Below are 22,927 nucleotides of genomic sequence, written 5' to 3' on the forward strand. Positions count from 1 at the left end.
CCCGGGGCACGCTTCTTTCAGCTAATTGACGGTGATGCCGCCCTCGCGGATGACCTTTGCCCACTGCTCGATCTCGGCGTTCAGACGCGCCTTTGACGCTTCCACGTCTAGCGCGTCCGCGTAAACGCCTTGCTCCAGCAACTGGTTCTTGGCATCGTCCTTGGCCAGCGCCGTCGTCAGCGCCTTGTTGATCTTGGCCACGATCGGAGCCGGCGTGCCTGCCGGCGCCATCACACCAAAGAGCGAACTGACGTTGAAGCCGCTGAAACCTTGCTCTTCGGCGGTGGGAATGTCCGGCAGCATCGAGATGCGCTGGGGCGTAAGCACGGCCAACGGACGCAACTGGCCGGACTTGATGAAAGAGATTGCGGCGGGAACCGTCTCGGTCATCGTCTCGACCTGGCCCCCGACCAGGTCAGTCATGGCCGGCCCGCTGCCGCGATAGGCCACGTGCACGATGTTGACACCTGCGATCTGCTTGAACAGCTCCATGGCCATGCGCTGCGGCGCGCCTGCGCCCGACGAGGCGAAGTTGAGCTTCCCTGGATTGGCCTTGGCGTAGGTCACCAGCTCGGACAGCGATTTGATCGGCAATTTGGGATTGACCACGGCCACCAGCGGCACGAAGCCGACCACGCCGGCGGGCGCGAAATCCTTGCGCAGGTCGTACGCGATGGAGTCTTTCTCCAGGGTAGCCATGACCGAGTGCGAGGTCAGCGCCCCCATCAGGAGGGTATAGCCATCGGGCTGAGCGCGAGCCACCTCGGCAGCGCCGATATTGCCCCCAGCCCCGCCCCGGTTCTCAATTACAACCTGGCCGCCGATCTCTTCGCTCAAGCGCTGCCCCACGATGCGCCCGATCACGTCGGTCGCGCCTCCCGGCGGGTAAGGAATGATCAGGCGGATGGGTTTGCTGGGGTAGTTGTCGGCGGCCTGCGCGGATGCAATGCCGGGGACCGCAAACGCAGCGGCCGCGATGAAGGCGGCCGCGACGGCGTGGACGCGCTTGCGCGCGGCGGGCTTACAGATCATGGTTGTCTCCCGATGCGTTCTTATGGCTGGAAAGCTTTAAACGCATATTCGCAAACTCTCGCGGGCGCAAAGAGAAAAAACTTTATGGTCTGTCCACAAAATCCTTGCGGGTCTTAGGGCATTTGGATGAGGCTCAATGCGCCGACGCATCCAAGAACCGATGCACCACCCGAACCGCAGCCGCGCCCTCGGCAATGCTCGCCAACACGTGTTTCACCGACCCCGCACGCGCCGCCCCCACCGCAAACACGCCCGGCTGCGAGCTTTCATAGGCGCGCGCCTGCATCGATCCCGCCGCGGCGCGTCCCGTATGGATATAGCCCTGGTCGTCCGTGTCCAGCCAGCCGTCCAGCCACGCGGTGTTCGCTTGATCGGGAATCGTATCCGCATCGCCCGCCTGCCTGCCGGTCGCGACGATCAGGCTGCGCGCCTCGATCAGCCGGCCGTCGTCCAGCCACACCCGATAGGGGTAACAGCCGCCGTCGAAGCGGCTGACGGAGCGCAGGGGCAGCACGTGCGCGCCAAAGCGCTTGCTCTGGTCTTCGGCGCGGTGCAGCAGCGGGCCTTCGCACAATCCGGTGATCGTGCCTGGAAACCCCTTCAGCATGTCCAGCCCTGGTGCGTCGCCACAGGACAGCGAGCCGCCCACCAGCAGCGTCTGCAGTCCCTCGGAGGCGGCGTAGGCGGCGGCGGCCAATCCCGCCGGACCGCCCCCGATTACCGCCAGGTCCATGACGGAATCTTCCTGTTCGCCGCGCTTCACCGACCGCAGAATGGCGCCCCCATACGGACGTTGCCGCAGGTACCCGATACGCCGCAGCATGAACGCGCGCAGAATGATTTCCGCCAGTGGCCGTTCCGTCAGGATCAGCGCTTCAAGCGCTGCGCGGCTCAGCCGCAGCAGGCGGCTTGGGGTGTTGGCCCGCACCGTGACCGCATTCGGCCGGTCGGTGAAGAGGTCCAGGCTGCCCGTGAATTCGCCGTCTCGGTGAATGAGCAAGCTGCGCATCGTGCCGCCAGCCTCTGCTTCCAGCACTTCCGCAAAGCCCTGCAGCAGGATGTAGAACGCGGCTTCGCGATCACCGCTATTCAGCAGAACACGGCCGGGCTCGGCCGACATTTCTTCGCCATAGGGCGCAGCGCGCTCGATCAGCGCGCGCGGCAGCATCGGGAACGCCTGCGCATGCAGCGCGGCAAGATCGGCTGGAGGGTTGGCCGGCGAGGCGCCGGCGGCAAGAACACGCATGGAACGCTTTCGGAACATCCGGGATGGTGGACGATATTCCATCAAGATAGCGCCGCGGCGCGGGGCGTGTCTTGCCCACTTGCGTCCTGCTTTGTATGAAAGCGCACCGGTCGCGTCCGCGGCAACGAGCTGCGCCATGCAGGCTGCCGGCAGCTAAGCGCTACTTCAAGCCCCGTGTTCCCTACGCCACGCCCCCGGCGCCACTCCCACCACGCTGGTGAACACGCGCGTCATATGCGCTTGGTCGGCAAAGCCGCACAAGAGCGCGACGTCGGTGATGGACCGGCCCGGAGACCGTAGCAGTTCCTGAGCCTTTAGCACCCGCTGCTCCAGCAGCCAACGATGCGGAGTCGTGCCGACCGTCTGGCGGAACGCCTTGATGAAGTAGCTGCGCGACAGATTGCAGGCCTCGGCGATGTCCGCAATGGAAGCGTCCTCGCGCAGCGAGGCCAGCAGCATGTCCTTGGCGCGCGCTTCCAGTTTGCGGGACAGCACACGGGCCCCGCCCGAGTCCGCCCAGCCGCTGGTCGCCCCGGCCCCGTATTGCGTCAGCAGGTGCGTGCCGAGGGCCAGACTCAAATGGTCAATGAAGAGTCCACTCGTCTGCGAGGGATCGGCCACCACGCCCGCCAGCACCTGCGACAGATGGCCCAGCACCGGATCCGGCTGCCCATTGCGCGGCAGCAGGCTGCTGACACGCGGGCCGCCCTTCTCGTCGTTGATGCGTTCGATGAACGCGCGGGACATTTCGACCAGCAGGAAATCGAACCCGCCTTGCAGGTCGGCCCGGTAATCATCGGTGAAGTCGCGGATGTAGATCGAGCCGGCATCAAAATCGTGCGTCGACGCGTGATTGCCCTGCAAGATGCGGCGGCGGTGGCCGCCACGCAGCGCCATGCCCACGAGAAAGCCACGATCGGACGCAGGCGTTTCCACGCTGCCGAACTGAGCGGTCTCGGTGCGCTTGCGGTAGAACGTCAATCCGCCCCCGTGGAACTCCTGGTTCACAGCCAGCTTGCTGGCCGAGCAGCCCAGCGTGTCGGTGGACCGCGCAGGCATGGGTTCGGGTATCAGGAGCTGGGAGGCGGGCATTGAAGCTGTCCAAATCGGGGCAAACGCATTTCGGGCTCGAAGATAGCAGGCGATGCTGCTTTGCAACAAGCAACATTTCGCAAGCGCGGCCATTGCGAGCGCAACCCGCCCCCAGGGCTATCCGGCCCCTTAGCGAGTCACGACGCTGTCAACAAACGCAGCCAGCTCCCGGTTGAACCTGTCCGCCTCCTCCATGAACGGCGCGTGCCCGGATGCCGCATAGACCGTACTGCGCACGTGGGGGTTCAGTTCCCTTGCCCGCGCGATTGACGGCGCGGGCTGCACCAACGCGTCCTTCGCACCGTAGATCAGCAGCACGGGCTTGCGCGCCGAGCCAAGGCCGCGCGCCGCCGCGACCGTCATCGATTGCACCGCGGCCTGCATGTCGAAGGACGCCACGGCGGCATTGGCCAGGAGTCGTTGGAACGTGACGCCATCGGGCGGTTGCGCAAAGCACAGACCGATGAATTCACGCTCCGCGTCCAGGTGGGTTTTCAGATCGGGCGACACCATGTCTCGGTAAAGCGCTGGATGCGGCGCGATCTGCTTGGGGTCCAGCTCGATCACGCCGCCTACATAGACGGCGCCTGCAATCTGCGCATCGCCATATGCGGCAAGGTAGTTGGTTGTCACGGCGGCGCCCAGGGACCATCCGACGACCACGGGATCGCGCACGCCGGTCGCTTTGATCACTGCAGCCAGATCGTCCGCCCAGCGCCGGCCGTCCGTATACGCCGCCGCATCCACCGGCTTGCCCGACTGGCCGTGGCCCCGCAGGTCGTAGGCGATCAGCCGATAGCCTTGCAGCGCCGGACTGGAAAGCTGAGCCTCCCAATTAAGGTGGCTGCCCAGCAGCCCGTGCACGAAGACGACCGGCGGACCATCGGACTTGCCGGCCTCCTGGACGGCGAGTGTCACGCCATCGGGCGACGTGACGGTGTATTGCCGGGACTGCGAGTGCGCAGCCGCCGAGGCCGCGACGAACAAGACGACTGCCGCCACGTGGCGAAAGAAGGTTCTGCATTGCATACTGATGCATCCGAAAGATTGAAGGAGCGCCAGTTTCAACCCTCACACCTATGTCAAGGTCAAGCGCCCATCTGCTAATCTTTCCCGCATGAAAACGCCCGTGCCTCCAACACCCATGTCGATCGGCGAGCTCGCCCGCAAAACGGGCGCTAGCCTGCGTTCGCTGCGGCACTACGACGACCACGGTCTCTTGGCATCGGCCCGGGCGGACAATGGATACCGCACCTTTCCCGCCGCCGCCGTCACACAGGTCAGGCAGATACAGCGCCTGATCGCTTCCGGCTTCACGCTGGCGGAAATCCGCGGGTTTCCCGACTGCATGCGGCTGATCGAAGGCGCGGCGGCCTGTCCGGAGACGTCCGAGGTGCAGCGCCGGCGGTTGGCATCCGTCGAGCGCCAGATCGCCGACCTCGAGCGCCGCCGCGCCCGGCTGCGCGAGATGCTTGAAGATACCGGCACCCCTTCCCCGCGATGATGCGCGGCGAAGTCCCCCACCCGTAGCGCACGCTTTCATACCGGGATTCCATGGCTACCTCGACGCCCCGCTCCCCCGCCAAGCATGCGCCCAACTGGTTGCGCTGGCTGCCCGGCCTGGCGCTGTTGAAGTCCTATCAGGCCGCATGGCTACCCAAGGACATCGCCGCTGGCCTTGTCCTGACCACCATGCTCGTGCCGGTCGGAATCGCCTATGCCGAAGCCTCGGGGGTTCCGGGCGTCTACGGGCTATATGCCACCATCATTCCCATGCTGGCCTACGCGCTGTTCGGCCCGAGCCGCATCCTGGTGCTGGGCCCGGATTCTGCCTTGGCCGCGCCCATTCTGGCGGTCGTGCTCAGCGTGTCCAACGGCGATCCCATGCGTGCCATCGCCGCGGCCAGCATGATGGCCGTCGTCTCGGGACTGTTCTGCATCGTGCTGGGCCTGATGCGGCTGGGCTTCATCACCGAGCTGCTGTCCAAGCCCATCCGCTATGGCTACATGAACGGCATCGCGCTGACCGTGCTGGTCAGCCAGTTGCCCAAGCTGTTCGACATCTCCATCGACGACGCCGGCCCCCTGCAGGAAATGCAGCAACTCGCGCTGGCCGTGGCCGATGGTCAGACCCATTGGCCAAGCTTCGCGGTCGGCGCCGCAAGCCTGGTAGTGATTCTGCTGCTCAAGCGCTTCGACCGCGTACCGGGCATCCTGATTGCCGTGATCCTCGCCACGCTGGCGGTCAAGCTGTTCGGCCTGGACGCCCAAGGCGTAAAAGTGCTGGGCGAGATTCCGCAAGGTTTGCCCACCCTTGCCTGGCCCTGGCTCAGTAATGCCGATCTCGTCAAGATCGTGCTGGGCGGCTGCGCGGTGGCGCTGATTGCCTTCGCCGACACCAGCGTGCTGTCGCGGACCTATGCCGCGCGCACGCACACGCGCGTGGACCCGAACCAGGAGATGGTGGGACTGGGCGTGGCGAATCTGGCGGCGGGCTTTTTCCAGGGTTTTCCGATCAGCAGCAGCGCGTCGCGCACACCGGTGGCCGAAGCGGCCGGCTCGCGCACGCAGCTCACCGGCGTCGTTGGCGCACTGGCCGTGGGCGCGCTGCTGATTGCCGCGCCAAACCTGCTGCGCCACCTGCCCAACAGCGCGCTGGCCGCCGTCGTGATCGCCGCCGCCATCGGCCTTTTCGAATTCAAGGACTTGCGGCGCATCTACCGCATTCAGCAATGGGAATTCTGGCTTTCCATGCTGTGCTTTGCCGCGGTCGCGGTGTTTGGCGCGATTCCCGGCATCTGCCTGGCGGTGGTCATCGCCGTCATTGAATTCCTGTGGGACGGCTGGCGGCCGCATTTTGCGGTACTGGGACGCGTGCCCAACCTTCGCGGTTATCACGACCTGAAGCGGTACCCGAATGCCGCGCTGATCGACGGCCTGGTGCTGTTTCGTTGGGATGCGCCGCTGTTCTTCGCCAACGCCGAACTCTTTCAGCAGCGCTTGCTCGAAGCCGTGGAGGCATCGCCCACGCCCGTGCGGCGCGTGGTCGTGGCAGCCGAACCCGTCACCAGCGTCGACGTCACGTCCGCCGACATGCTGCGCGAACTGTGCGAAACGCTATCGCGCGAAGGCATCGCGCTGCATTTCGCGGAGATGAAGGATCCCGTGCGGGATAAGCTCAAACGCTTTGAACTGTCGCGGTTGTTCAGCGACGACCATTTTCATCCGACCGTCGGCAGCGCGGTGGACGACTATTTTGGGCGTGAAGACCCTTCTCCAAGCAACACGGAGCGCCACTCATGACGCAAGATGCCGGGCGAAATGCGCTGAATAGCGCCTCGCCGCGCCCAGAAGGACCAAAGCATATGTTGAACCCCGTGCAAACCGGCAGACTCGAACAGCAGCTCGCATTCCTGCGCGAGATCGACCGGCTCAAGACGGTCGTGCGCCAGTCACCGTTGCTGGACAAGAGCCGCAAGGAAAACGCCGCCGAGCACTCCTGGCACCTCGCCATGTACGCGCTTGTTTTAAGCGAATACGCCAGCGGCGCCGTCGACACGACGCGCGTCATGCAGATGCTGCTGTTGCACGACATTGTCGAAATCGACGTCGGGGATGTCCCCATCCACGGCACAACCGGCCACGACATTCAGGCCGCCAAGGAATCCGAAGCCGCGGCGCGGCTGTTCGGCCTGCTGCCCGCGCCGCAAGGCGATGCCTTCCTGGCGCTCTGGCACGAGTTCGAACGGGCCGAAACCGACGACGCCAGATTTGCCAAGGCGCTGGACCGCTTTCAGCCCTTGCTGATCAACGTCTTCACGGAAGGCGGGACGTGGACCGAGAGCGGCGTGTCGTTGGAACAGGTCTTTGCACGATACGGGCCCGCCATCCAGCGCGGCGCGCCGCAGCTGTGGTCGGTGTGCGAGGCATGGGTGACGCGGCATTTTTCAGCGCATTAGTTCGGCTTCAGGTCAATGTCTCGAACGACTTGCCCCAGCCGCGTGTAGTCGGCCCGCGCACGTTCCAGCGCCTGCGCCGGCGTGTTGCCGACGATCACCCAACCCAGTTCCTTGAGCTTGCGCTGGACATCGGGTTCTTCAAGCGTGGTCGCCAAAGCCTTCTGCACCGTGTCGATGGCAGCTTGCGGCGTGCCTTTGGGCGCCGCAAGTCCGAACCATCCCGCGGGCACCAAACCCGTGATGCCCAATTCCTTGGCCGTGGGCACCTTGGGGTAGCCCTCGAACCGGTAGTCGCTGGTCACGAACAGCGCGGTCGTCTTGCCCGACGTGACATACGGAATCTGCGAGGCGGCGTTGTCCATCATCGAGTCCACATGGCCGCCCAGGATGTCGTTGACTGCCGGCGCCGCGCCCTTATAGCCAATGATGCTGAGGTTGACGGCCGCCAGCCGCGCGAACGCCGCCTGCGTCAGATGGGCCTGCGTGCCCAGTCCTGCGTTGGCCGACGTCAGGCCGCCTGGCTTCTGCGCGCTAAGCGTCTTGAACGACGCGTAATCCTGCGCCGGAAAGTCCTTGCCGACGACAAACACAAACGGCACTTCCACCGCGATGGAGATCTGCGCCAAGTCCTCGACGGGGTTGTAGCGCAGCTTGTAGATGTGAGGATTGACTGCGATGGTGCCGCTTGCGCTGAGCAGCAGCGTGTAGCCGTCGGGTGCGGCCCGCACGACATGCTCGGTCGCGATGGAGCCGCCCGCGCCCGGCTTGCTGTCCACGATGACTGGCTGCCCCAGTTTCTTGGACATGGCGTCGGCCAACAGGCGCGTCAAGGTGTCCGATGCCGAACCCGGCGCATACGGATAGACGATCGTGATGGGCTTGGCCGGATAGGCATCCGCCGCTTGGGCAGACGCCATTCCCAGCGACAACAGCAATGCGGCAATCGTGACGCTTGAGCGTTTCATGGTTTTCCCCCTGTTTATCGGGCTGTGTGAATGATCTTTTGTATGACGGGAATGGCAAGCGCCGCATACCAGCCAAGCTCGGAAAACATTGCTTCCCGATACCATCCGGCCTGATGCAGCAGGTTCAAGGAAGCGATGGTCTGACCGTCCCAACGCACGGGCACGTTGACCGCGCTTTCGCAATCCAGGGCAAAGATGCGCTCATGATCGGGAAACGCCGCCTTGCAGGCACTGCGATCCGCGCAAATCCGGGGCCGGCCCTGCTCCACGACCTGGGCATAGAAGTCGCTGTCCGTGCGGATGGGCTTGGCGCCGTCGGTCGGGTAGGCATCGGGTTCACTCGAATAGAACCGGCGGCTCAGTCCTGCCTGCCGGTCAAGGACCAACACGGTGAACAGCCGGTAGCCAACGCGCGCCGACAGCGCCGCCGCCAGGGCGTCCAGGCCGCATTCCGGCTGCGGGTTCCGCATCAAGGCCGTTGCCACGCTGTCCAGCGCCAGCGCCTGGGAAGTCAAATCACTTGAACGCATCACCGCAGGAATCCCGTTGAATCTTGGAAAGGCATTTTGGGGCGTGCCCCCATATCCCGCCAATGAATAAAGCTGAGATATCCATTACCATTTCCGCATGGATACCGCCCCCACCGACCTTTCCTGGACCCGCCGGCTCAAGCTACGCCATCTGCAGGTCCTCGCCGCCCTGGAAAGCGCCGGCACCGTTACCGCGGCCGCCAAGGCCATGCACATGACGCAGCCGGCGCTGTCGCATTGGTTGAGCGACATGGAAGACCTGGTCGGCACACCGCTTTTTGTACGAGGTCGCACCCTGGAGTTGACCGAGGCCGGACGCGCGCTGTGGCGCTACGCCTGCCGCGTGCTGGGCGACACCGCCCGCACCGGCGAGGAGATCGAAGCGGTAAAGGGTGGCGTGGCGGGCCACCTGCATATCGGAACGATTCTTTCCGCGGCCCCTGTCCTGCTGCCGCGCGCCATCGCGGCGTTGCATCAGCGTGCACCCAATGTTCAGATCGAACTGGTCGAAGGTCTGCTGGAACCTTTGATCGAGCGCGTCGAACGCCGCGAAGTCGATCTCATCATCGGCCCCCTCGACGTGCGCGCCAGCCGATCCGGGCTGTGCACCGAATGGCTGATGACCGACTCGTTCAGCGTCGTCGCCCGGCGCGGCCATCCGCTTGCGCAATTGGCGGCGCCCAAATGGGAAGACACCGGCGGCTATCCCTGGGTCCTGCCTCCGCCCGGCACGCTGTCGCGCGCGCGGCTGGATCAGGCGGTCGCCGATGCCGGCATGCCGCCCCCCAAGCCGGCCGTGGAAACCAGTTCGCTGGTGGCATTGCTGTCGATGCTCCAGGATCGCGACTACATCGCCACGCTGGCCAGTTCGGTTGCGCACATGTATGAACAGCTCAACCTCATCCGCATACTGCGCATGCCGTCGCGCCTGGAATTCGGGCCCATCGGAATGTTGTGGGCAGCGGACTCGCCCAGCATCGTCCTGCCCGCCTTGCGGGAGACGCTCCGTGACGAAGCCCGAAGCCTCCTCTCCATCGCAGGCGCAAGCCCCGCTGCTACTTGACCGTCGCGTATTCCAGGGTCTTGGGCGTATTGGTCAGCACGCGCGGCGTGTCGCCCACGACGACCGTGTCGTCCAGCCGGAAGCCGCCGATACCGTAGGCGTAGATGCCCGGCTCGGCCGAATACACCTCATTGGGCAACAGCGGCCTCTGGCAAAACGCCATGTCTTCGGGGTACTCGTGATGGATGATGCCCACGGCGTGTCCGGTCCGATGCCGGATGAAATCAGCGAACCCGGCTTTCTCGATCTCGGCCTGCGCCGCCGCGTCGATCATGCAGACAGGATTACCCGTGCGTGCGGCAGCAATGGCGGCTTCGTTCGCCGCCTTTGCCGCCGACCACAACCGGACCTGCTCGGCCGAGGGCGTGCCGCAGAACCAGGTGCGCTCGTTCTCGATGGTCAGGCCATTGAGCCGGGGAATGACGATGTTGACCAGCACATCCCCTTCCTTGATGCGCGCGCCGCACGACGCGCCGTCGCCATGCGGCGAGGCAGAGGCCGGGCCGCTCAGGGTCCAGCACCGGATCACCTCGAAATGCTCGCCCGGAAAACGCTTGGCGGCTTCCTGCACAAACAGCGAGGCCATCGCGAAGTCCAGTTCTTGCACCAGGCGGCCCGGCTGGATGTTCTCGCGGTAGCGGTCTTGAATCCAATCCGAAATGGACGCCGCGGCCGCCATCACGGCCAGCTCCTCTTCGTGCTTCTGCCAGCGCAATGACCGGCACTCCGGCGTAGCCGGCCGCAACACGATCTCGGGCAGGATGCGGGCAACCTGCGCCAGCACCGGGCTGCCGCCTTCGACCGCAACCCGCGAGCGCGCCAGCCCCGCTCCCTTCAGCCTTGCGGCCACCAGCTCGGGTAGCTGTCCGATCAGCGGCAGCCGGTTCGTCACGCGCGGATGCTCGGCGTAGTAGCTGATGTCGGTGATCCACACCTTGCCCTGCTCCTGCGAAAACCGCATATGGTGCGTGGACAGCTCGTTCATGACGAGGAAAGGATCGCCGCTACGCGGCACCACCGCAAAGATCGGACGCTCCCACGGCAGCACGTCCGTGTGGAAGTTGGTCGCAAACTGGAAAAAGTCGGCCGATGTGAAGACGATGGCGTCGACGGCCAGTTCGTCCATCAGCGTGTTCATCTTGTCCAGCCGGTAGCGCCAGACAGCATTGGTGAGTTTGGGCATGGTGATTCCTTGTGAGTCGGGGTCAGTCGTTGCTCAGGCCAAGCTGGCGGATCAACGGTCCCCAGGTGGCGCTGTCGCGCTGCGTCCATTGCGCAACCGTTTCCGGCGCGGAAGGCAGCGGCTCCAACTGCAATTCCTGCAGGCGCGCCTTGACCGCGGGGTCGTCGAAAAAGCGGCGGGTTTCGGCGTTGAGCCGATCAATGGCGTGGGCAGGCGTGCCCTTGGGCGCGACCAGCGCATACCAGCCGGGCAGCGGGAAGTCGGACATGCCAAGTTCGCCCAGCGTCGGCACATCCGGCACGCTCGCCGCACGCGTGGCGCCCACGACGGCCAGCGGGACAACCTTGCCGGCCTTGGCCTGCACCTCGCCGGTGTTCAGGACGTCAGCCATCAACTGCGTCTGGTTCGCCATGACGCTGGTCAGGCCGGCGGCCGCTCCGTTGTACGGCACGTGCGTAAGCGCCATGCCCATGCGCTTGGCCAGCATCTCCACGACCAGATGCGTGGAGTTGCCCTTGCCCGCCGAGGCAAAGTTCAACGCACCCGGATTGGCCTTGGCCTGCTGGACCAGTTCGTCCAGCGAGCGGATGCCCGTCTGCGTGCCGGCGACCAGCAGAAACGGTGTGTTGACCAGCAGGCTGATGCCATCAAAATCCCGCGCGGGCTGGTATGGCAGGTCCTTGTACATATGCGGGTTGAAGGCCAGATACGAGATCCCGCTGACCAGCACCGTGTATCCATCCGCCGGCTGCTTGGCGACGTAACTCGACGCCAGGATGCCATTGGCGCCGGGACGGTTCTCCACGACCACGGGCGTCTTCAATTGGCGCGACAGATAATCGGCCCACAATCGTCCGATGACATCCGTGCCGCCTCCCGCCGCCTGCGGCACCACCAGTTTGATCGGCCGCGCCGGATAATCCGCGGCAACTGCCGCCGTGCTTGCAAGCAACGCGCACGCAACCCCTGCCACCCGGCAGACGCGCGCCAGAAAACTTCCCTGCATGTTTGTATTTCCCCTTGATCCAACAAATGCGCCGTCGGGTGACGGCATGGCATAAAGCCAGTCGGATTATGGGGAGATTGGGCATTAGCGCCCAATGAATAAACCTGAGGGTTCCATAAGCGTAATTGCATGGCAGCTGCACGCGGAAGGCGTCCTTCGGATTGCGCGGGCGCCTTCCGCCATGGAGTCCGACCGTGCGGCCGGGGCGCCTGCCTAGGGCCTGCCCGCCGCTGTGATCACGATCTCCACGCGCCGGTTCTTGGCCCGGCCTTCCGGGGTCGAGTTGCTGGCGACCGGCCGCGCCTCGCCGAACCCTTCAGCGGAAATCGTATTTGGCGATACGCCCTTGGCGATCAGATAACGCGCCACGTTGTCCGCTCGCGCGGATGACAGTTCGAGATTGGAGGGAAACTGCCGCTTCAATGCCGGCCCGATGGGTTCGTTGTCGGTGAACCCTTCTACGACGACCTGCTTGCCCTGCAGATTGGAAAGCGTGGGCACGATCTTGGCCAGCGTATGTTCGCCTTTGGAACTGAGACTCCACCCGCCTTCGGGAAACAGAATCTCGTTCACCATGGTGACCTTCAGTTCGTTCTGCAACTGCGTAATCTGCACTTGGTCGCCGCTCAGTTCGGCCGAGAGCTGTTTGTTGAGCGCGGAATATTCCGCTGCCAGCTGCGCCTCTTTGTCGTAGGTCTGCTTGGTCACGCAACCCGAAACCGCCAATACTACGCACAGCGCCAAGATGGTTTTGTGTAGTGTCATTGCGATTCTCCGTCAGGTTTGTAAGCCAAATAAAAAGAGGCCTCGCCTCTCGTTGGCTTAGGTAATATCCGAAGGCACATCACTCCGATTTCTGCCAGGCAGGAAGCGCGCTAGCAGATTCTCGCAACTACACGCGAAGAATAAGCACAAGTGAATGACGCCACCACTCATATGACGCCAACGCCGGGGCCGCAGGGCACGGATGCCGGGGAGTGTGTGCCGGCGGCGGAATCAGACACTGGCGCGGACTGCGAGTATCTGGCCACCGTCATCTCGCACATCCGCATCCAGATGCAGGCTGGCGCCGTCTCCATCGACAGCACGGCCAAGGCGATGGGCACTAGCGTGCGCACCCTGCAACGCGTACTGCGTCGCGAAGGCGGCGTCAGCTTTCGTGAGCTATCCAATATCGCGCGTCTGCGTCGCGCTGAAGACCTGCTACGGGGCAGCGCGGTTTCCATCACGCAGATCGCCATGGATTCTGGTTATTCCACACCGGCTAATTTTTCCCGGGCATTCAGGAAAGCAAGTGGCGTCGCGCCGCACACGTACCGACAGGAGGCGCAGGCGGCGCGTGTCAGCCCGTGACGCTAGCATCCCGCCAGCGCCTGCCGGCTGATGTCCAGCACCCACTGAACGAAAGCCTTCACCGCCGCTGTCGCCCGCACCTGCGGATAGACAATCGAAATCTGCACCGGCTCGCACCGCGCATCCGCCAATACCTCGCGCAAGCGGCCGCTGCGCAGATACGGAGACGCCGCGAGCGCCGACAGTTGAATCAGGCCCAGCCCCTCCAGGCCGCAATGCAGATAGGCCTCGGTCTCGTTGACCGAATAGCAGCTTGGCAAGGCCATTGGCACATTTTCACCGTCAACACGGAACCGCCAGTCCAGCGGCCGGCCGGTGGCGTTGGACAGATAGTTGACCACCCGATGCGCGTGCAACGCTTCTACCGATTTCGGCTCGCCGAAGCGGCCCAGGTATTGGGGCGATGCGCAGGTCACCCATGCAAGGTGGCCAAGGCTGCGCGCCACCAGCGTCGAATCCGTCAGCTCGCCGCTGCGAATGGCGCAGTCGAGGACGAAATCCGTTCTCTGCGGCGTTGAACCCAATATCCGAAACTCTTATATCTGAAAGGACCGTAAACCTATAGTTCTTTAGAACCCGTTGACATAAAGAGGGGCATTGCCGATGATGCGGAAGGCCGCAAGCGCTGGGCCGCCATAAGCACAACACCGCGCTCGCCCTGCGGGACGCGGCAACCAGAGAGGCAAGCCATGGAGACAACCCCACGCAACCCCGCACGGCGCCGCCTGCTGGCTGGCAGCGCCAGCGCCCTGGCCGCGGCCGGTCTGAGCGCCAGCGGCATCGCGCGCGCCAGCGATGCGCCCGCCAAGCCCGCCGCCGCGCCTGCAACTGCGCCCGCAGCCAAGCCCGCGGCCGCATCCACGGCCAAGCCCCTGCCGGCGTACGCGGCCTGGAAGGACGCCGACAGCGTCATCGTGCACAGCGCCAACACCATCGAGACGCGCCGCAGCGCTTTTGGCGACGGCATCATCACGCCGTCGCGCCAGCTCTATGTCCGCAACAACCTGCCGCCGCCGGACGCGGCCATCCTGAACGACCGGGACGGCTGGAAGGTCGAGATCCAGGGCGTCAAGCAACCGCGCACGCTGACCGTGGGCGACCTGAAGACACTGGGCGTGGAATCGATCGCCACGGTGCTGCAGTGCTCCGGCAACGGCCGCGGCTTCTTTCCGCACAAGCCCAGCGGCACGCCGTGGGAAGTGGGCGCGGCAGGCTGCGTGATGTGGACGGGGGTGCCGGTGCGCACGCTCGTGGAATACCTGGGCGGCCTTGATGGCACGCCCGCCTTCATGACCGGCACCGGCGGCGAGGTGCTGCCCGAAGGCCTGGATCCGAAATCGCTGCTGGTCGAACGCTCGGTGCCGCGCGAGGCCATGCAGGACGCCATGCTGGCCTGGGAGATGAACGGCGAGCCGTTGTCACTCGCCCACGGCGGCCCGTTGCGGCTGATCGTGCCGGGCTATACCGGCGTGAACAACGTCAAGTACATCAAGCGGCTGGCGTTCACCGCCGAGCAAAGCCCCGCAAAGATCCAGAAGACCGGCTACCGCCTGACGCCGATGGACGCCAAGCCCAGCCCTGATCAGCCGTCGGTTTGGGCCATGGAGCCCAAATCGTGGATCAACGCGCCGGGCGCAAACGGCCAGCCCGTGAAGGCTGGACGCGTCGTGGTGCGCGGTGTGGCGTTTGGGGGCATGCACGCGGTCAAGCGTGTGGATGTGTCGATTGACGGGGGCAAAACCTGGAAAGCGGCCGCGCTAATCGGACCGGATCTCGGCAAGTACGCGTGGCGCCAGTTCGCGCTGCCGGTGGAACTGACAGCGGGCCAGCACATGCTGGTCAGCCGCGTCGAAGACACGCAGGGCAACGTGCAGGTGGAGAATCGTTTCGAGAACGCGCCGGGCTACATCAACAGCAGTTGGCGCGACCACGGTCTGGCCATCAATGTGTCTTGAGGATGGCGGAATCGATGCAAAACCGTGAAGCAAAGCAGCAAATTGCATCCCGCCGCCCCGTCGGGTGGCGGGTCCGCACCGCGTTCGCCGCGGGCGCTTGCCTGCTTGCGGGCGCTGCAGCATGGGCGGCGGAACCGCCCAATGCCGAGGCGGGCCGCGCCTTGTTCCTGAAGTCGACAACCCCGGCCTGTGCCGTCTGCCACACGCTGGCCGATGCCGGCGCGGCCGGGACCATCGGACCGAACCTGGATGAACTGAAACCCGACGCCAACCGCGTCACGCAGGCCGTGCGCAACGGGATCGGCGTCATGCCGGCGTTCGAGGCCTTGAGCGATGCGGACGTGCAGGCGTTGGCGCAGTATGTGTCGGGCGCGACCGGGGCACAGTAGCCGGTGCGCGTGTCAGATCACCTGACCCACATCGATACGATTGCCGTCCGGATCCTCGAACACGAACGCCCGCAGGCCGTAATCCTTGTCCTGCAGGCTTTTCACGATCCGTAAGCCGTACTGCTGGCACACGGCAAACAGCGCGTCGACGTCATCGACCATCAGGTGAGCCACATTGAATTTGGCGGCTTGATGGCCGGGCTGCAAGGTCAGATGCAGCTCGCCTTGATCGCGCTTCAAGATCATGAAGCCGACGGGACTGCCGTTCTCGAAGGTTTTGCTAAAGCCCAGGACGCCGGTGTAGAAATCGTGGGCACGACGCATGTCCTTGACGGGCAGCATGGCTGCAATCCGGCCGAAGCGGACATCGTGGTTGACGTTTTTGGTCATGTTGGAGACTCAGGTTGCGAAGCCGCACTCACCTCCAGACGGTGCTGGTCAACATTCACGCGCTTCATTGTTTGGAACAGCAGGACGGTGCCCACGACGTGCAATCTATCCGTATCACGCGGCCTGCGCAACCGCGGCGCCTGCGCAGCAAGGGACGCCGCCGCTGCCATGGTAGGCTCTTTGACTGCCAGACTCTGCCAGCCAGACTCTTCCGACCAGATAGGCTGGCCACCCTCTTCCGACGAAGCGATCCCTCATGATGCTCCGACCGTTCACTCTGCTGCTTGCCGCCCTGGCGTTATCGCCCGCCCTCCAAGCTGAACCCGCTGTGAAAGGGTCCGCCTGGACGCCACCTGGACCCACCGCATGCCGCGTTTCGGGCTGGACGACCAATGACAAGCCCGCGATCCTGGTGCGCGCGTCACCCTCCGCCAGCGCCAAGCAGGTCGGCGCGCTGCCCACCACGCGCGGCGACAGTCCCGATCCCGAGGTCGACCTCTACAGCGTCACCTTCGACGTGACCGAGGCGCGTGACGGCTGGCTGAAGATCAGGAACGCCAGCGACGCCATGAGCGGCAGCGACCGCAGCCCGCCGCGGCCCGTCTATCAAGGCGAAGGCTGGATCGCCGCCGGGGACGCCCAGGTCGGCATTCAATCGGCGCGGGGATACGCCCGCCCGGACGCCGGCAGCGAACGTTTGCTGGACCTGGGCAGCGACTGGCTGACCGAACGTGCCACGTTGCGCGGCATCGTGGCGTGCGATAGCGAATGGCTGCTGCTGGATTACGAGATGCGCCACAGCGCCACATGGGAACTGCTGGCCGAGAAGGACCGCACGCGCGGACGCGCGTGGTTTCGCGGCGTGTGCGCATCGTCCGAGACGACCTGCGATATGCGATCGGTCGACCAGTAACGCGTGCTACCGCCGCTCGAGCGTCCACACCTCCACGACGCCATGCGCCACCGCACATGGCGTGCGGGACACTTTCTCGATGGCCTCGGCCAAATCAGCTGCCTCGATGACGGCAAAGCCCGCGAGCGGCAGCGGCGCGTTCAGGTACGGCCCCTGCACCGTTTCGACGCCCGCCGCGTCCGGATTGCGCACTTGCACCGGCGTCCCCGCCACGCCCATCAGCACGCCCGCGTTCTGCAGGGCGGCATCGTGCGCATGGGCGGCATCGCGAATGGCTTTGTCCGTGCTGTCATAGCCCTGCTGATCGCCATAACCGATCGTGATGAACATGGGCATGGTCTTCTCCTGTGACGTGTACGGCGCGCTGCGCCCGTCCCGAAGGTTTTAACACTGCGCCAATGCGTGCATGTCCGGCCCCCGGCACTGTCGCACGCACTGTGCGGCCCGTTCGGCATTAACCGCCCCCGGGTCTGATTCAGCCTTGACACGCTACCGACCAACTAGTAGATTGGTCCATCGCTTAGCCCAGCCAGACGCCCATGCTCCCTTCCTCAATCGCCCCGACAAGCGCGGTCAGAACCGACGAAGCCGGGGACGCGTACCGCACCGAACGCGTGGGCGCTCAACTGCGCGCAGATCGCGTCGCACGCACGCCGCCGACACCGTTCCATCGCATCTACGCCACACGCGCGCCGGCCCTGCCGACCAGTGCCGCGCAACGCCCCCGGGCTCCCGCGGATCACAACCTGGCGCCGTCTGCGGACCTGCTGCATGACGATTACACGGCGCACTGCCTGAAGCTTGCCGTGCAGGCGTTTCACGCGCAGTTGGCAAGGCTGGACGCGCGGACGGCAGCGGCAAGTCAAGCCGTGAAAGACGAACAGACGCGGCTTGAGGCGCGCGCCGAGGCGGAGCATGATCTGGGCACGATCGACGCGCTGCTGCCGCTGCAGGCGTATCGATATGCCGTCGGCATCCCGACCGTGCTCGCGCCCGCGCTGCCGGCCGTGACAGGCACGCCGCCGCCGATGGTCGCGCCGGTTACCGCGGCCGCCAAGGCACGAAGCGCAGCGGCACACGCCGACGTCGCCGACTACACGCCCCGCAAGCCGCGCAAGCCCATCCCTGACGATCTGTCGCAATAGCCGCCATGCTCGAACTCCCCCACACCTCCCGCATCGAAGGCAACGCCATCCGCTGGGGCAAGCTCGGCAACGGTCCCGCGCTGGTCGCCATCCACGGCACACCGTTTTCATCGCAGGTGTGGCGCAGGATCATTCCGCTGCTCGCGGACCGCAGAACCGTCTATTACTTTGATTTGGCGGGCTACGGTGCGTCCGAGATGCGGGACGGCCAGGATGTGTCGCTGGGGGTGCAGAACCGGTTATTGGCGGCGCTGTTCAAGGAATGGGATCTGGACCGCCCCGATGTACTGGCGCACGATTTTGGCGGTGCGACGGCGCTGCGCGCTTATTACCTGAACGGGCTGCGCTACGCGTCGCTGACCATCTTCGATGCGGTGGCGCTGGCGCCATGGGGATCCCCCTTCGTGCAGCATGTCCGTCAGCACGAGGCCGCGTTTTCCGGCATGCCGGATTACATGCACCGCGCGCTGTTGAAGGCCTATCTGCAGACCGCGGCACACAACCCGTTGTCGGATGAAGCGCTGGACGTGTACAGCCGCCCATGGCTGGGCCCCGTCGGCCAGCCGGCGTTCTACCGGCAGATCGCGCAAATGGATCAGAAGTACACGGACGAGGTGCAGGGCTTGTACGGTCGCATGGATTGCCCGGTGCAAGTGCTGTGGGGCGAACAGGACGCGTGGATCCCGCACGAGCGCGGCGAGACGCTGGCAGCATTGATTTCGGACCGGCCGCTGATATCCGTGCCGAATGCCGGCCATCTTGTGCAGGAAGACCGGCCCGAAGCCATTGTGGCCGCCGTGTTCAGGCAGCTTGGAGCAGCGATTTAGTGTAAGGATGGCTCGGGCTATCCCAAACCTGCTTTCGCGCGCCCGCTTCCACGATTCTGCCTTCACGCATGACCAGAATTCGATCCGCGATGTAGCGGATTACCGCCAAGTCATGCGAGATGAACAGATAGGACAGCCCAAAAGCTTCTTTCAGTTCCGCCAGCAGATTCAGAATCTGCGATTGGATGGACACATCCAGCGCTGACACGGGTTCGTCCAGAATCAGGAACGATGGTCGCAGGATCAAGGCGCGCGCGATGCCGATGCGCTGACGCTGTCCACCCGAGAATTCGTGCGGGTGGCGATGGCTGGCGGACGCGGGCAGGCCAACACGATCAAGCGTCTCGAAGATGCGCGCGGCGCGTTCTGCCTTGCGCGACACGCCGTGCAGCGATAGCACCGCATCCAGGATGTCGAAGACAGTCCGCCGTGGGTTAAGCGAGCCGTAGGGATCCTGAAACACCATCTGCATCCGGCTGCGCCACGGCTTGACCTGCCTTTCCGACATCGCGGTAAGGTCCGCACCATCAAACACGATGCGGCCGGCCGACTGTGGAATCAGCCGCAGCAACGTGCGCGACAACGTTGACTTGCCGCACCCCGACTCTCCCACCAGCCCTATCGTCTCGCCCCGGCTCAGCTCGAATGACACGTCTTCGACCGCATGGAACATGCTGCCATCGCGTTTGCGGTATGACGTGCGCAGGCCCTCGACCTTCAACAAGGGCGCGGGTGCAACGTCACGATGCCCGCCACATGCGGACAGCGCAGGCGTGACCAACGTGATAGCGCGCGCACCGGTGTCCGCGTCGACGCCGTGGCGGATCTCCGGCAGCCGCGTTTGACGGTAGTGCACGTCCTTGCCCGCGTGCAGCGATGCGCCAACCAGCCCTGCCGTGTAGGGATGTTTGGGCAGCTCGAATATCGTGCCGGCGCGCCCCTCTTCCACCTTTTCGCCATCAAGCATCACCAACACCCGGTCTGCCCATCGGGACACCAGGCCCAGATCGTGCGTGATGAGAATCAGCGCCATCGACAGATCGCGACGCAGCGTGTCCAGCAACTCCAGAATGTGCGCCTGCACGGTCACGTCCAGCGCGGTGGTGGGTTCGTCGGCGATGAGCAGTTTGGGCGAGCAGGCAACCGCCATGGCGATCATGACGCGCTGGCGCTGCCCGCCGGACAGGTTGTGCGGATAATCGTCGTGCCGCCGGCCGGGTTCCGGAATTCTTACCAAATCCAGCAGCTCGATGGCGCGGGCACGCGCCGCCGCCGCGGACAGCCCGTGATGGCGGCGCAGGGTCTCGCCGACCTGTGCGCCTACGGTGTGCACCGGATTCAACGAGGTCATCGGCTCTTGGAAAATCATCGACAGGTCGCGCCCACGGATCGTGCGTAGCGACGCTTCGGGCAGGCCGACAAGGTTGCGCCCTTGCAGCAGGATATCTCCGCTTACTGAAGCCTGCGGGGCAAGCAACCCCGACAGCGCTAGAGCGGTCGAGGACTTCCCGCAGCCGGATTCGCCGACGATCGCCAGCGTTTCTCCCTGCGCGACCGAAAAGGACAGTTGCTTGACGGCGTGATGGCTGCCGCGGCGACCGCGGAAATGAACATCAAGCCCGCGCACTTCCAGCAGTGCGGCGGCGTCGCGGGGCGTGGCAGTTCGAAGTGTGGAAATCATGCGCGTGCCGCCAGTCTGGGATTGAATGCGTCGTTGATCGCGTCGCCCACCAGATTCAGCGCCAGCACCGTCAGCACGATGGCCACGCCTGGCACTGCGGACAGATACCACGCGGTGCGCAGCATTTCGCGCCCCTCCCCGATCATGCTGCCCCACGACACGGCGTTGGGATCGCCCAGCCCCAGGAACGACAGCGCCGATTCCATGAGGATTGCGGTCGCCACGAGCACGGACGTCGTCACGATGACCGGCGGCAAGGCATTGGGCAGGATCTCGCGGAAGATGACCCAGGCGTTGCCGAACCCCTGGCTGCGCGCCGCCAGTACGAATTCGGATTCGCGCAGCGAGCGGAACTCGGCGCGCACCAGCCGCGCGGTCACGGGCCAGCATGCCGATCCAATCGCTAGCAGGATGAGCCAGACAGACGGCTGGCCTATCGTCACGATGACGATGACGAACAGGAACGTCGGCACGGTCTGCACCAACTCTGTAAAGCGAACCAAAACGTCGTCGACCCACCCGCCGTAATAGCCCGAAATCGCGCCGACCAGAATACCGATCGTCAGGCTGATGACGGCCGCGACGGCGCCAACCGACAGCGAGACGCGTGCGCCATGTGCCAGACCCGCAGCAACGTCACGCCCCAGCGAATCCGTTCCAAGCAGAAAGGCGGCGTCCTGGCCGGGCCACACAAGGGCCGGCCCGACCATGTCCTGCGGATCACCGGGAAACAGCACCGGCGCGAAAACTGCGACCAGCACCGCGGAAAGCAGGATAGCGAGGCCGGCCAATGCTGCGGGATCGCGCAGAAATCCCCCCCAGGCGGCGCGCCATCTGCCCGGATCACGGGCGGATGCGGAGAGGTGGGTATTCTGGCGCAGAGGGCCAGTGCGAGATTGTGCGATCGCGTCGTTCATCGTGTCGTTTCGAGAAAATGCAGGCTAATGGCCCGCGTCAGCGAACCTGGATTCGCGGGTCCAGCGCGGCCTGCAGCAAGTCCACCACCATGTTGACCACGATCACCAGCAAGGAGGAGCAGAACAGGATGCCCAACAGCACCGGATAGTCGCGCGCAAGAATCGATTCCAGCACCAGACTGCCCAGGCCTGGCCAATTGAATACGGTCTCGATCACCGTCGCGCCGCCCAGCAACGCGCCGAAGTGCATGCCGATCAGCGTCGTGACCGGAATCAATGCATTGCGCAGCACATGGCGCACCGTGATGACCGCCGGCGACAAGCCTTTGGATCTAGCCGTACGCACGAAATCCTGCTTGCTGACTTCCAGCATCGCTGCGCGGGTCAGCCGCGAAAACACCGCTAGATACAGACCCGCCGTCGTCAGCATCGGCAGCAGCAGATGCCGCGCCTTGTCGGCCACCGCGTCCCAACCCGTCAGCCCCGCACCGATGGTGTGGCTGCCACTGGTCGGCAGCCAACCCAGCGTGACCGCGAACAGCACGATCGCCGTCAAGCCCAGCCAGAACGTCGGCGTGGAGTACAACAGCAGGACCAGCACGGAGATCAGCTTGTCCTGCCAGCGCCCGGCATACAGGGACATCAGCACGCCCAGCACCACGCCGGTTAGCGTAGCCAGCAACAGCGCCGCCCCCATCAGCAGCAAGGTATTACCGAGGCGATCAAGAATGAGTGTGGTGACGGGCAGGTTGTGGCGGGCCGACATGCCCAGATCGAAATGAGCAAGGTGCGACAGATAGTTGCTCAACCGCTCACCCATCGACAGGTGCAGGCCGAAGTGGTGTTGCAGTTGCGCCAAGCTCTCGGCCGTGGCCCCGCCGGATTCCGCCGCCACGACGTCCGCGGCGTTGCCCGGCACCCATTCCAGCAACAGGAAGTTAAGAACGATGATGCCCAGCACGGTCGGAATGGCCTGGAGGGCATTCCTGCGAAACACGGCCAGCAGTCTGGACAGCTGGGCGCCGTTGAAGTTGCTCATAGCGATGCACAGGTTCGCAGCCGCCTGCCGCAAACGTGTCTGTTGAATCCGAATAATCGTCAAGCTCGGCATTGTCGCGATCGGCTTGCGACGCTGGCAACGAAGAATATCGAATTAGCAAACGCGGCGGCCGAGTATCGGGATAAGTAAATAAGACGCCAATCGTTGTTGTGCGTGGCAAAGCGGTTCAACATTTCGCCCTCTCAATTCTTTAAATATCGAGCGCCGGCGCAAGCGCGGCA

Annotated in this window: 25 protein-coding genes; 10 read left to right on the forward strand and 15 right to left on the reverse strand. The window is 64.6% G+C overall.

Features of this window, described 5'->3' with window-relative positions; genetic code table 11:
- Positions 1–21: 21 nt before the first annotated feature.
- The 4 genes from ASD71_RS07405 to ASD71_RS07420 form a co-directional block, all read right to left on the reverse strand.
- A complete protein-coding gene (locus ASD71_RS07405) occupies positions 22–1,032 on the reverse strand; it encodes a tripartite tricarboxylate transporter substrate binding protein (protein WP_056561579.1) in 1,011 nt (336 codons plus the stop codon).
- A 133-nt stretch (positions 1,033–1,165) separates the two neighbouring features.
- Positions 1,166–2,278, reverse strand: coding sequence for a cyclic nucleotide-binding domain-containing protein (locus ASD71_RS07410; protein ID WP_056566548.1), 1,113 nt, complete (start codon positions 2,276–2,278; stop codon positions 1,166–1,168).
- 165 nt (positions 2,279–2,443) lie between these two features.
- On the reverse strand, positions 2,444–3,370 hold the full coding sequence (locus tag ASD71_RS07415; protein ID WP_056561580.1) for an AraC family transcriptional regulator: 927 nt from the start codon (positions 3,368–3,370) through the stop codon (positions 2,444–2,446).
- Positions 3,371–3,499: 129 nt separating this feature from the next.
- Entirely contained in the window at positions 3,500–4,399 is a 900-nt protein-coding gene (locus ASD71_RS07420; protein WP_056561582.1) for an alpha/beta fold hydrolase, read from the reverse strand.
- Positions 4,400–4,487: 88 nt separating this feature from the next.
- Here ASD71_RS07420 and ASD71_RS07425 point away from each other — a divergent pair, with 88 nt between their 5' ends.
- The 3 genes from ASD71_RS07425 to ASD71_RS07435 all read left to right on the forward strand — a co-directional run bounded on the left by ASD71_RS07425 (position 4,488) and on the right by ASD71_RS07435 (position 7,329).
- On the forward strand, positions 4,488–4,874 hold the full coding sequence (locus tag ASD71_RS07425) for a MerR family transcriptional regulator (RefSeq protein WP_056561585.1): 387 nt from the start codon (positions 4,488–4,490) through the stop codon (positions 4,872–4,874).
- A 50-nt stretch (positions 4,875–4,924) separates the two neighbouring features.
- Positions 4,925–6,673 carry a SulP family inorganic anion transporter gene (locus ASD71_RS07430; protein WP_056561586.1) on the forward strand — a complete coding sequence of 583 codons (1,749 nt, stop codon included), beginning with the start codon at positions 4,925–4,927 and terminating at the stop codon, positions 6,671–6,673.
- A 62-nt stretch (positions 6,674–6,735) separates the two neighbouring features.
- Positions 6,736–7,329, forward strand: a complete 594-nt coding sequence (locus ASD71_RS07435) for an HD family hydrolase (RefSeq protein ID WP_056561588.1) — start codon at positions 6,736–6,738, stop codon at positions 7,327–7,329.
- On the opposite strand, the gene ASD71_RS07440 is transcribed toward ASD71_RS07435, so the two are convergent.
- Together ASD71_RS07440 and ASD71_RS07445 are read right to left on the reverse strand one after the other, a co-directional pair.
- Positions 7,326–8,294, reverse strand: a complete 969-nt coding sequence (locus tag ASD71_RS07440; protein WP_056561590.1) for a tripartite tricarboxylate transporter substrate binding protein — start codon at positions 8,292–8,294, stop codon at positions 7,326–7,328. The two genes, ASD71_RS07435 and ASD71_RS07440, sit on opposite strands and share 4 nt — an antisense overlap.
- Before the next feature lie 14 nt (positions 8,295–8,308).
- On the reverse strand, positions 8,309–8,824 hold the full coding sequence (locus ASD71_RS07445) for a GAF domain-containing protein (protein ID WP_056561591.1): 516 nt from the start codon (positions 8,822–8,824) through the stop codon (positions 8,309–8,311).
- A 97-nt stretch (positions 8,825–8,921) separates the two neighbouring features.
- Here ASD71_RS07445 and ASD71_RS07450 point away from each other — a divergent pair, with 97 nt between their 5' ends.
- Complete coding sequence (locus ASD71_RS07450) at positions 8,922–9,887, forward strand: LysR substrate-binding domain-containing protein (RefSeq protein WP_056561592.1); 966 nt, start codon at positions 8,922–8,924, stop codon at positions 9,885–9,887.
- Here the strand turns inward: ASD71_RS07450 and ASD71_RS07455 are convergent.
- From ASD71_RS07455 to ASD71_RS07465, 3 genes are all read right to left on the reverse strand, one after another.
- Entirely contained in the window at positions 9,880–11,070 is a 1,191-nt protein-coding gene (locus ASD71_RS07455) for a Xaa-Pro peptidase family protein (RefSeq protein ID WP_056561594.1), read from the reverse strand. The genes ASD71_RS07450 and ASD71_RS07455 overlap by 8 nt on opposite strands.
- A gap of 22 nt (positions 11,071–11,092) precedes the next feature.
- The gene (locus ASD71_RS07460; RefSeq protein ID WP_056561595.1) at positions 11,093–12,076 is read right to left on the reverse strand and encodes a tripartite tricarboxylate transporter substrate binding protein; all 984 of its coding nucleotides are present in this window, start codon (positions 12,074–12,076) and stop codon (positions 11,093–11,095) included.
- A gap of 213 nt (positions 12,077–12,289) precedes the next feature.
- Positions 12,290–12,841, reverse strand: coding sequence for an OmpA family protein (locus ASD71_RS07465; RefSeq protein ID WP_056561597.1), 552 nt, complete (start codon positions 12,839–12,841; stop codon positions 12,290–12,292).
- Positions 12,842–12,991: 150 nt separating this feature from the next.
- Between ASD71_RS07465 and ASD71_RS07470 the strand changes: the two genes are divergently transcribed.
- Positions 12,992–13,429, forward strand: a complete 438-nt coding sequence (locus ASD71_RS07470; protein WP_156395097.1) for an AraC family transcriptional regulator — start codon at positions 12,992–12,994, stop codon at positions 13,427–13,429.
- A gap of 2 nt (positions 13,430–13,431) precedes the next feature.
- Here ASD71_RS07470 and ASD71_RS07475 read toward each other — a convergent pair whose 3' ends face one another.
- Positions 13,432–13,953 carry a LysR substrate-binding domain-containing protein gene (locus ASD71_RS07475; protein ID WP_235512038.1) on the reverse strand — a complete coding sequence of 174 codons (522 nt, stop codon included), beginning with the start codon at positions 13,951–13,953 and terminating at the stop codon, positions 13,432–13,434.
- 165 nt (positions 13,954–14,118) lie between these two features.
- On the opposite strand from ASD71_RS07475, the gene ASD71_RS07480 reads away from it, so the two are divergent.
- Together ASD71_RS07480 and ASD71_RS07485 are read left to right on the forward strand one after the other, a co-directional pair.
- Positions 14,119–15,384, forward strand: coding sequence for a sulfite oxidase (locus tag ASD71_RS07480; protein ID WP_056561601.1), 1,266 nt, complete (start codon positions 14,119–14,121; stop codon positions 15,382–15,384).
- Between the two features lie 14 nt (positions 15,385–15,398).
- The gene (locus ASD71_RS07485) at positions 15,399–15,773 is read left to right on the forward strand and encodes a cytochrome c (RefSeq protein WP_235512039.1); all 375 of its coding nucleotides are present in this window, start codon (positions 15,399–15,401) and stop codon (positions 15,771–15,773) included.
- A 12-nt stretch (positions 15,774–15,785) separates the two neighbouring features.
- Here ASD71_RS07485 and ASD71_RS07490 read toward each other — a convergent pair whose 3' ends face one another.
- Positions 15,786–16,163, reverse strand: a complete 378-nt coding sequence (locus ASD71_RS07490; RefSeq protein WP_056561603.1) for a VOC family protein — start codon at positions 16,161–16,163, stop codon at positions 15,786–15,788.
- A gap of 256 nt (positions 16,164–16,419) precedes the next feature.
- Between ASD71_RS07490 and ASD71_RS07495 the strand changes: the two genes are divergently transcribed.
- Positions 16,420–17,076 carry a hypothetical protein gene (locus ASD71_RS07495; RefSeq protein WP_056561605.1) on the forward strand — a complete coding sequence of 219 codons (657 nt, stop codon included), beginning with the start codon at positions 16,420–16,422 and terminating at the stop codon, positions 17,074–17,076.
- 6 nt (positions 17,077–17,082) lie between these two features.
- On the opposite strand, the gene ASD71_RS07500 is transcribed toward ASD71_RS07495, so the two are convergent.
- On the reverse strand, positions 17,083–17,412 hold the full coding sequence (locus ASD71_RS07500; protein ID WP_056561607.1) for a YciI family protein: 330 nt from the start codon (positions 17,410–17,412) through the stop codon (positions 17,083–17,085).
- Between the two features lie 203 nt (positions 17,413–17,615).
- Here ASD71_RS07500 and ASD71_RS07505 point away from each other — a divergent pair, with 203 nt between their 5' ends.
- Together ASD71_RS07505 and ASD71_RS07510 are read left to right on the forward strand one after the other, a co-directional pair.
- Complete coding sequence (locus tag ASD71_RS07505; RefSeq protein ID WP_056561609.1) at positions 17,616–18,221, forward strand: hypothetical protein; 606 nt, start codon at positions 17,616–17,618, stop codon at positions 18,219–18,221.
- A 5-nt stretch (positions 18,222–18,226) separates the two neighbouring features.
- On the forward strand, positions 18,227–19,048 hold the full coding sequence (locus ASD71_RS07510) for an alpha/beta fold hydrolase (RefSeq protein WP_056561611.1): 822 nt from the start codon (positions 18,227–18,229) through the stop codon (positions 19,046–19,048).
- Here the strand turns inward: ASD71_RS07510 and ASD71_RS07515 are convergent.
- The 3 genes from ASD71_RS07515 to ASD71_RS07525 are packed head-to-tail and all read right to left on the reverse strand — an operon-like array spanning position 19,023 to position 22,685.
- A complete protein-coding gene (locus ASD71_RS07515) occupies positions 19,023–20,729 on the reverse strand; it encodes an ABC transporter ATP-binding protein (RefSeq protein WP_056561613.1) in 1,707 nt (568 codons plus the stop codon). The genes ASD71_RS07510 and ASD71_RS07515 overlap by 26 nt on opposite strands.
- Positions 20,726–21,646, reverse strand: coding sequence for an ABC transporter permease (locus ASD71_RS07520; RefSeq protein WP_082578821.1), 921 nt, complete (start codon positions 21,644–21,646; stop codon positions 20,726–20,728). The genes ASD71_RS07515 and ASD71_RS07520 overlap by 4 nt, the downstream gene beginning before the upstream one ends.
- A gap of 37 nt (positions 21,647–21,683) precedes the next feature.
- On the reverse strand, positions 21,684–22,685 hold the full coding sequence (locus ASD71_RS07525; RefSeq protein ID WP_156395098.1) for an ABC transporter permease: 1,002 nt from the start codon (positions 22,683–22,685) through the stop codon (positions 21,684–21,686).
- Positions 22,686–22,927 lie beyond the last annotated feature (242 nt).

Origin of the sequence: Achromobacter sp. Root565 (genome assembly GCF_001427425.1) — a bacterium.
In the GTDB taxonomy this organism is placed as follows: Bacteria; Pseudomonadota; Gammaproteobacteria; order Burkholderiales; family Burkholderiaceae_B; genus Achromobacter; species Achromobacter spanius_D.

Coding starts and splice junctions, on each gene's coding strand:
- ASD71_RS07405 (WP_056561579.1), bottom strand. CDS start 1,032: ATGATCTGTAAGCCCGCCGCGCGCAAGCGCGTCCACGCCGTCGCGGCC.
- ASD71_RS07410 (WP_056566548.1), bottom strand. CDS start 2,278: ATGCGTGTTCTTGCCGCCGGCGCCTCGCCGGCCAACCCTCCAGCCGAT.
- ASD71_RS07415 (WP_056561580.1), bottom strand. CDS start 3,370: ATGCCCGCCTCCCAGCTCCTGATACCCGAACCCATGCCTGCGCGGTCC.
- ASD71_RS07420 (WP_056561582.1), bottom strand. CDS start 4,399: ATGCAATGCAGAACCTTCTTTCGCCACGTGGCGGCAGTCGTCTTGTTC.
- ASD71_RS07425 (WP_056561585.1), top strand. CDS start 4,488: ATGAAAACGCCCGTGCCTCCAACACCCATGTCGATCGGCGAGCTCGCC.
- ASD71_RS07430 (WP_056561586.1), top strand. CDS start 4,925: ATGGCTACCTCGACGCCCCGCTCCCCCGCCAAGCATGCGCCCAACTGG.
- ASD71_RS07435 (WP_056561588.1), top strand. CDS start 6,736: ATGTTGAACCCCGTGCAAACCGGCAGACTCGAACAGCAGCTCGCATTC.
- ASD71_RS07440 (WP_056561590.1), bottom strand. CDS start 8,294: ATGAAACGCTCAAGCGTCACGATTGCCGCATTGCTGTTGTCGCTGGGA.
- ASD71_RS07445 (WP_056561591.1), bottom strand. CDS start 8,824: ATGCGTTCAAGTGATTTGACTTCCCAGGCGCTGGCGCTGGACAGCGTG.
- ASD71_RS07450 (WP_056561592.1), top strand. CDS start 8,922: ATGGATACCGCCCCCACCGACCTTTCCTGGACCCGCCGGCTCAAGCTA.
- ASD71_RS07455 (WP_056561594.1), bottom strand. CDS start 11,070: ATGCCCAAACTCACCAATGCTGTCTGGCGCTACCGGCTGGACAAGATG.
- ASD71_RS07460 (WP_056561595.1), bottom strand. CDS start 12,076: ATGCAGGGAAGTTTTCTGGCGCGCGTCTGCCGGGTGGCAGGGGTTGCG.
- ASD71_RS07465 (WP_056561597.1), bottom strand. CDS start 12,841: ATGACACTACACAAAACCATCTTGGCGCTGTGCGTAGTATTGGCGGTT.
- ASD71_RS07480 (WP_056561601.1), top strand. CDS start 14,119: ATGGAGACAACCCCACGCAACCCCGCACGGCGCCGCCTGCTGGCTGGC.
- ASD71_RS07485 (WP_235512039.1), top strand. CDS start 15,399: ATGCAAAACCGTGAAGCAAAGCAGCAAATTGCATCCCGCCGCCCCGTC.
- ASD71_RS07490 (WP_056561603.1), bottom strand. CDS start 16,163: ATGACCAAAAACGTCAACCACGATGTCCGCTTCGGCCGGATTGCAGCC.
- ASD71_RS07495 (WP_056561605.1), top strand. CDS start 16,420: ATGATGCTCCGACCGTTCACTCTGCTGCTTGCCGCCCTGGCGTTATCG.
- ASD71_RS07500 (WP_056561607.1), bottom strand. CDS start 17,412: ATGCCCATGTTCATCACGATCGGTTATGGCGATCAGCAGGGCTATGAC.
- ASD71_RS07505 (WP_056561609.1), top strand. CDS start 17,616: ATGCTCCCTTCCTCAATCGCCCCGACAAGCGCGGTCAGAACCGACGAA.
- ASD71_RS07510 (WP_056561611.1), top strand. CDS start 18,227: ATGCTCGAACTCCCCCACACCTCCCGCATCGAAGGCAACGCCATCCGC.
- ASD71_RS07515 (WP_056561613.1), bottom strand. CDS start 20,729: ATGATTTCCACACTTCGAACTGCCACGCCCCGCGACGCCGCCGCACTG.
- ASD71_RS07520 (WP_082578821.1), bottom strand. CDS start 21,646: ATGAACGACGCGATCGCACAATCTCGCACTGGCCCTCTGCGCCAGAAT.
- ASD71_RS07525 (WP_156395098.1), bottom strand. CDS start 22,685: ATGAGCAACTTCAACGGCGCCCAGCTGTCCAGACTGCTGGCCGTGTTT.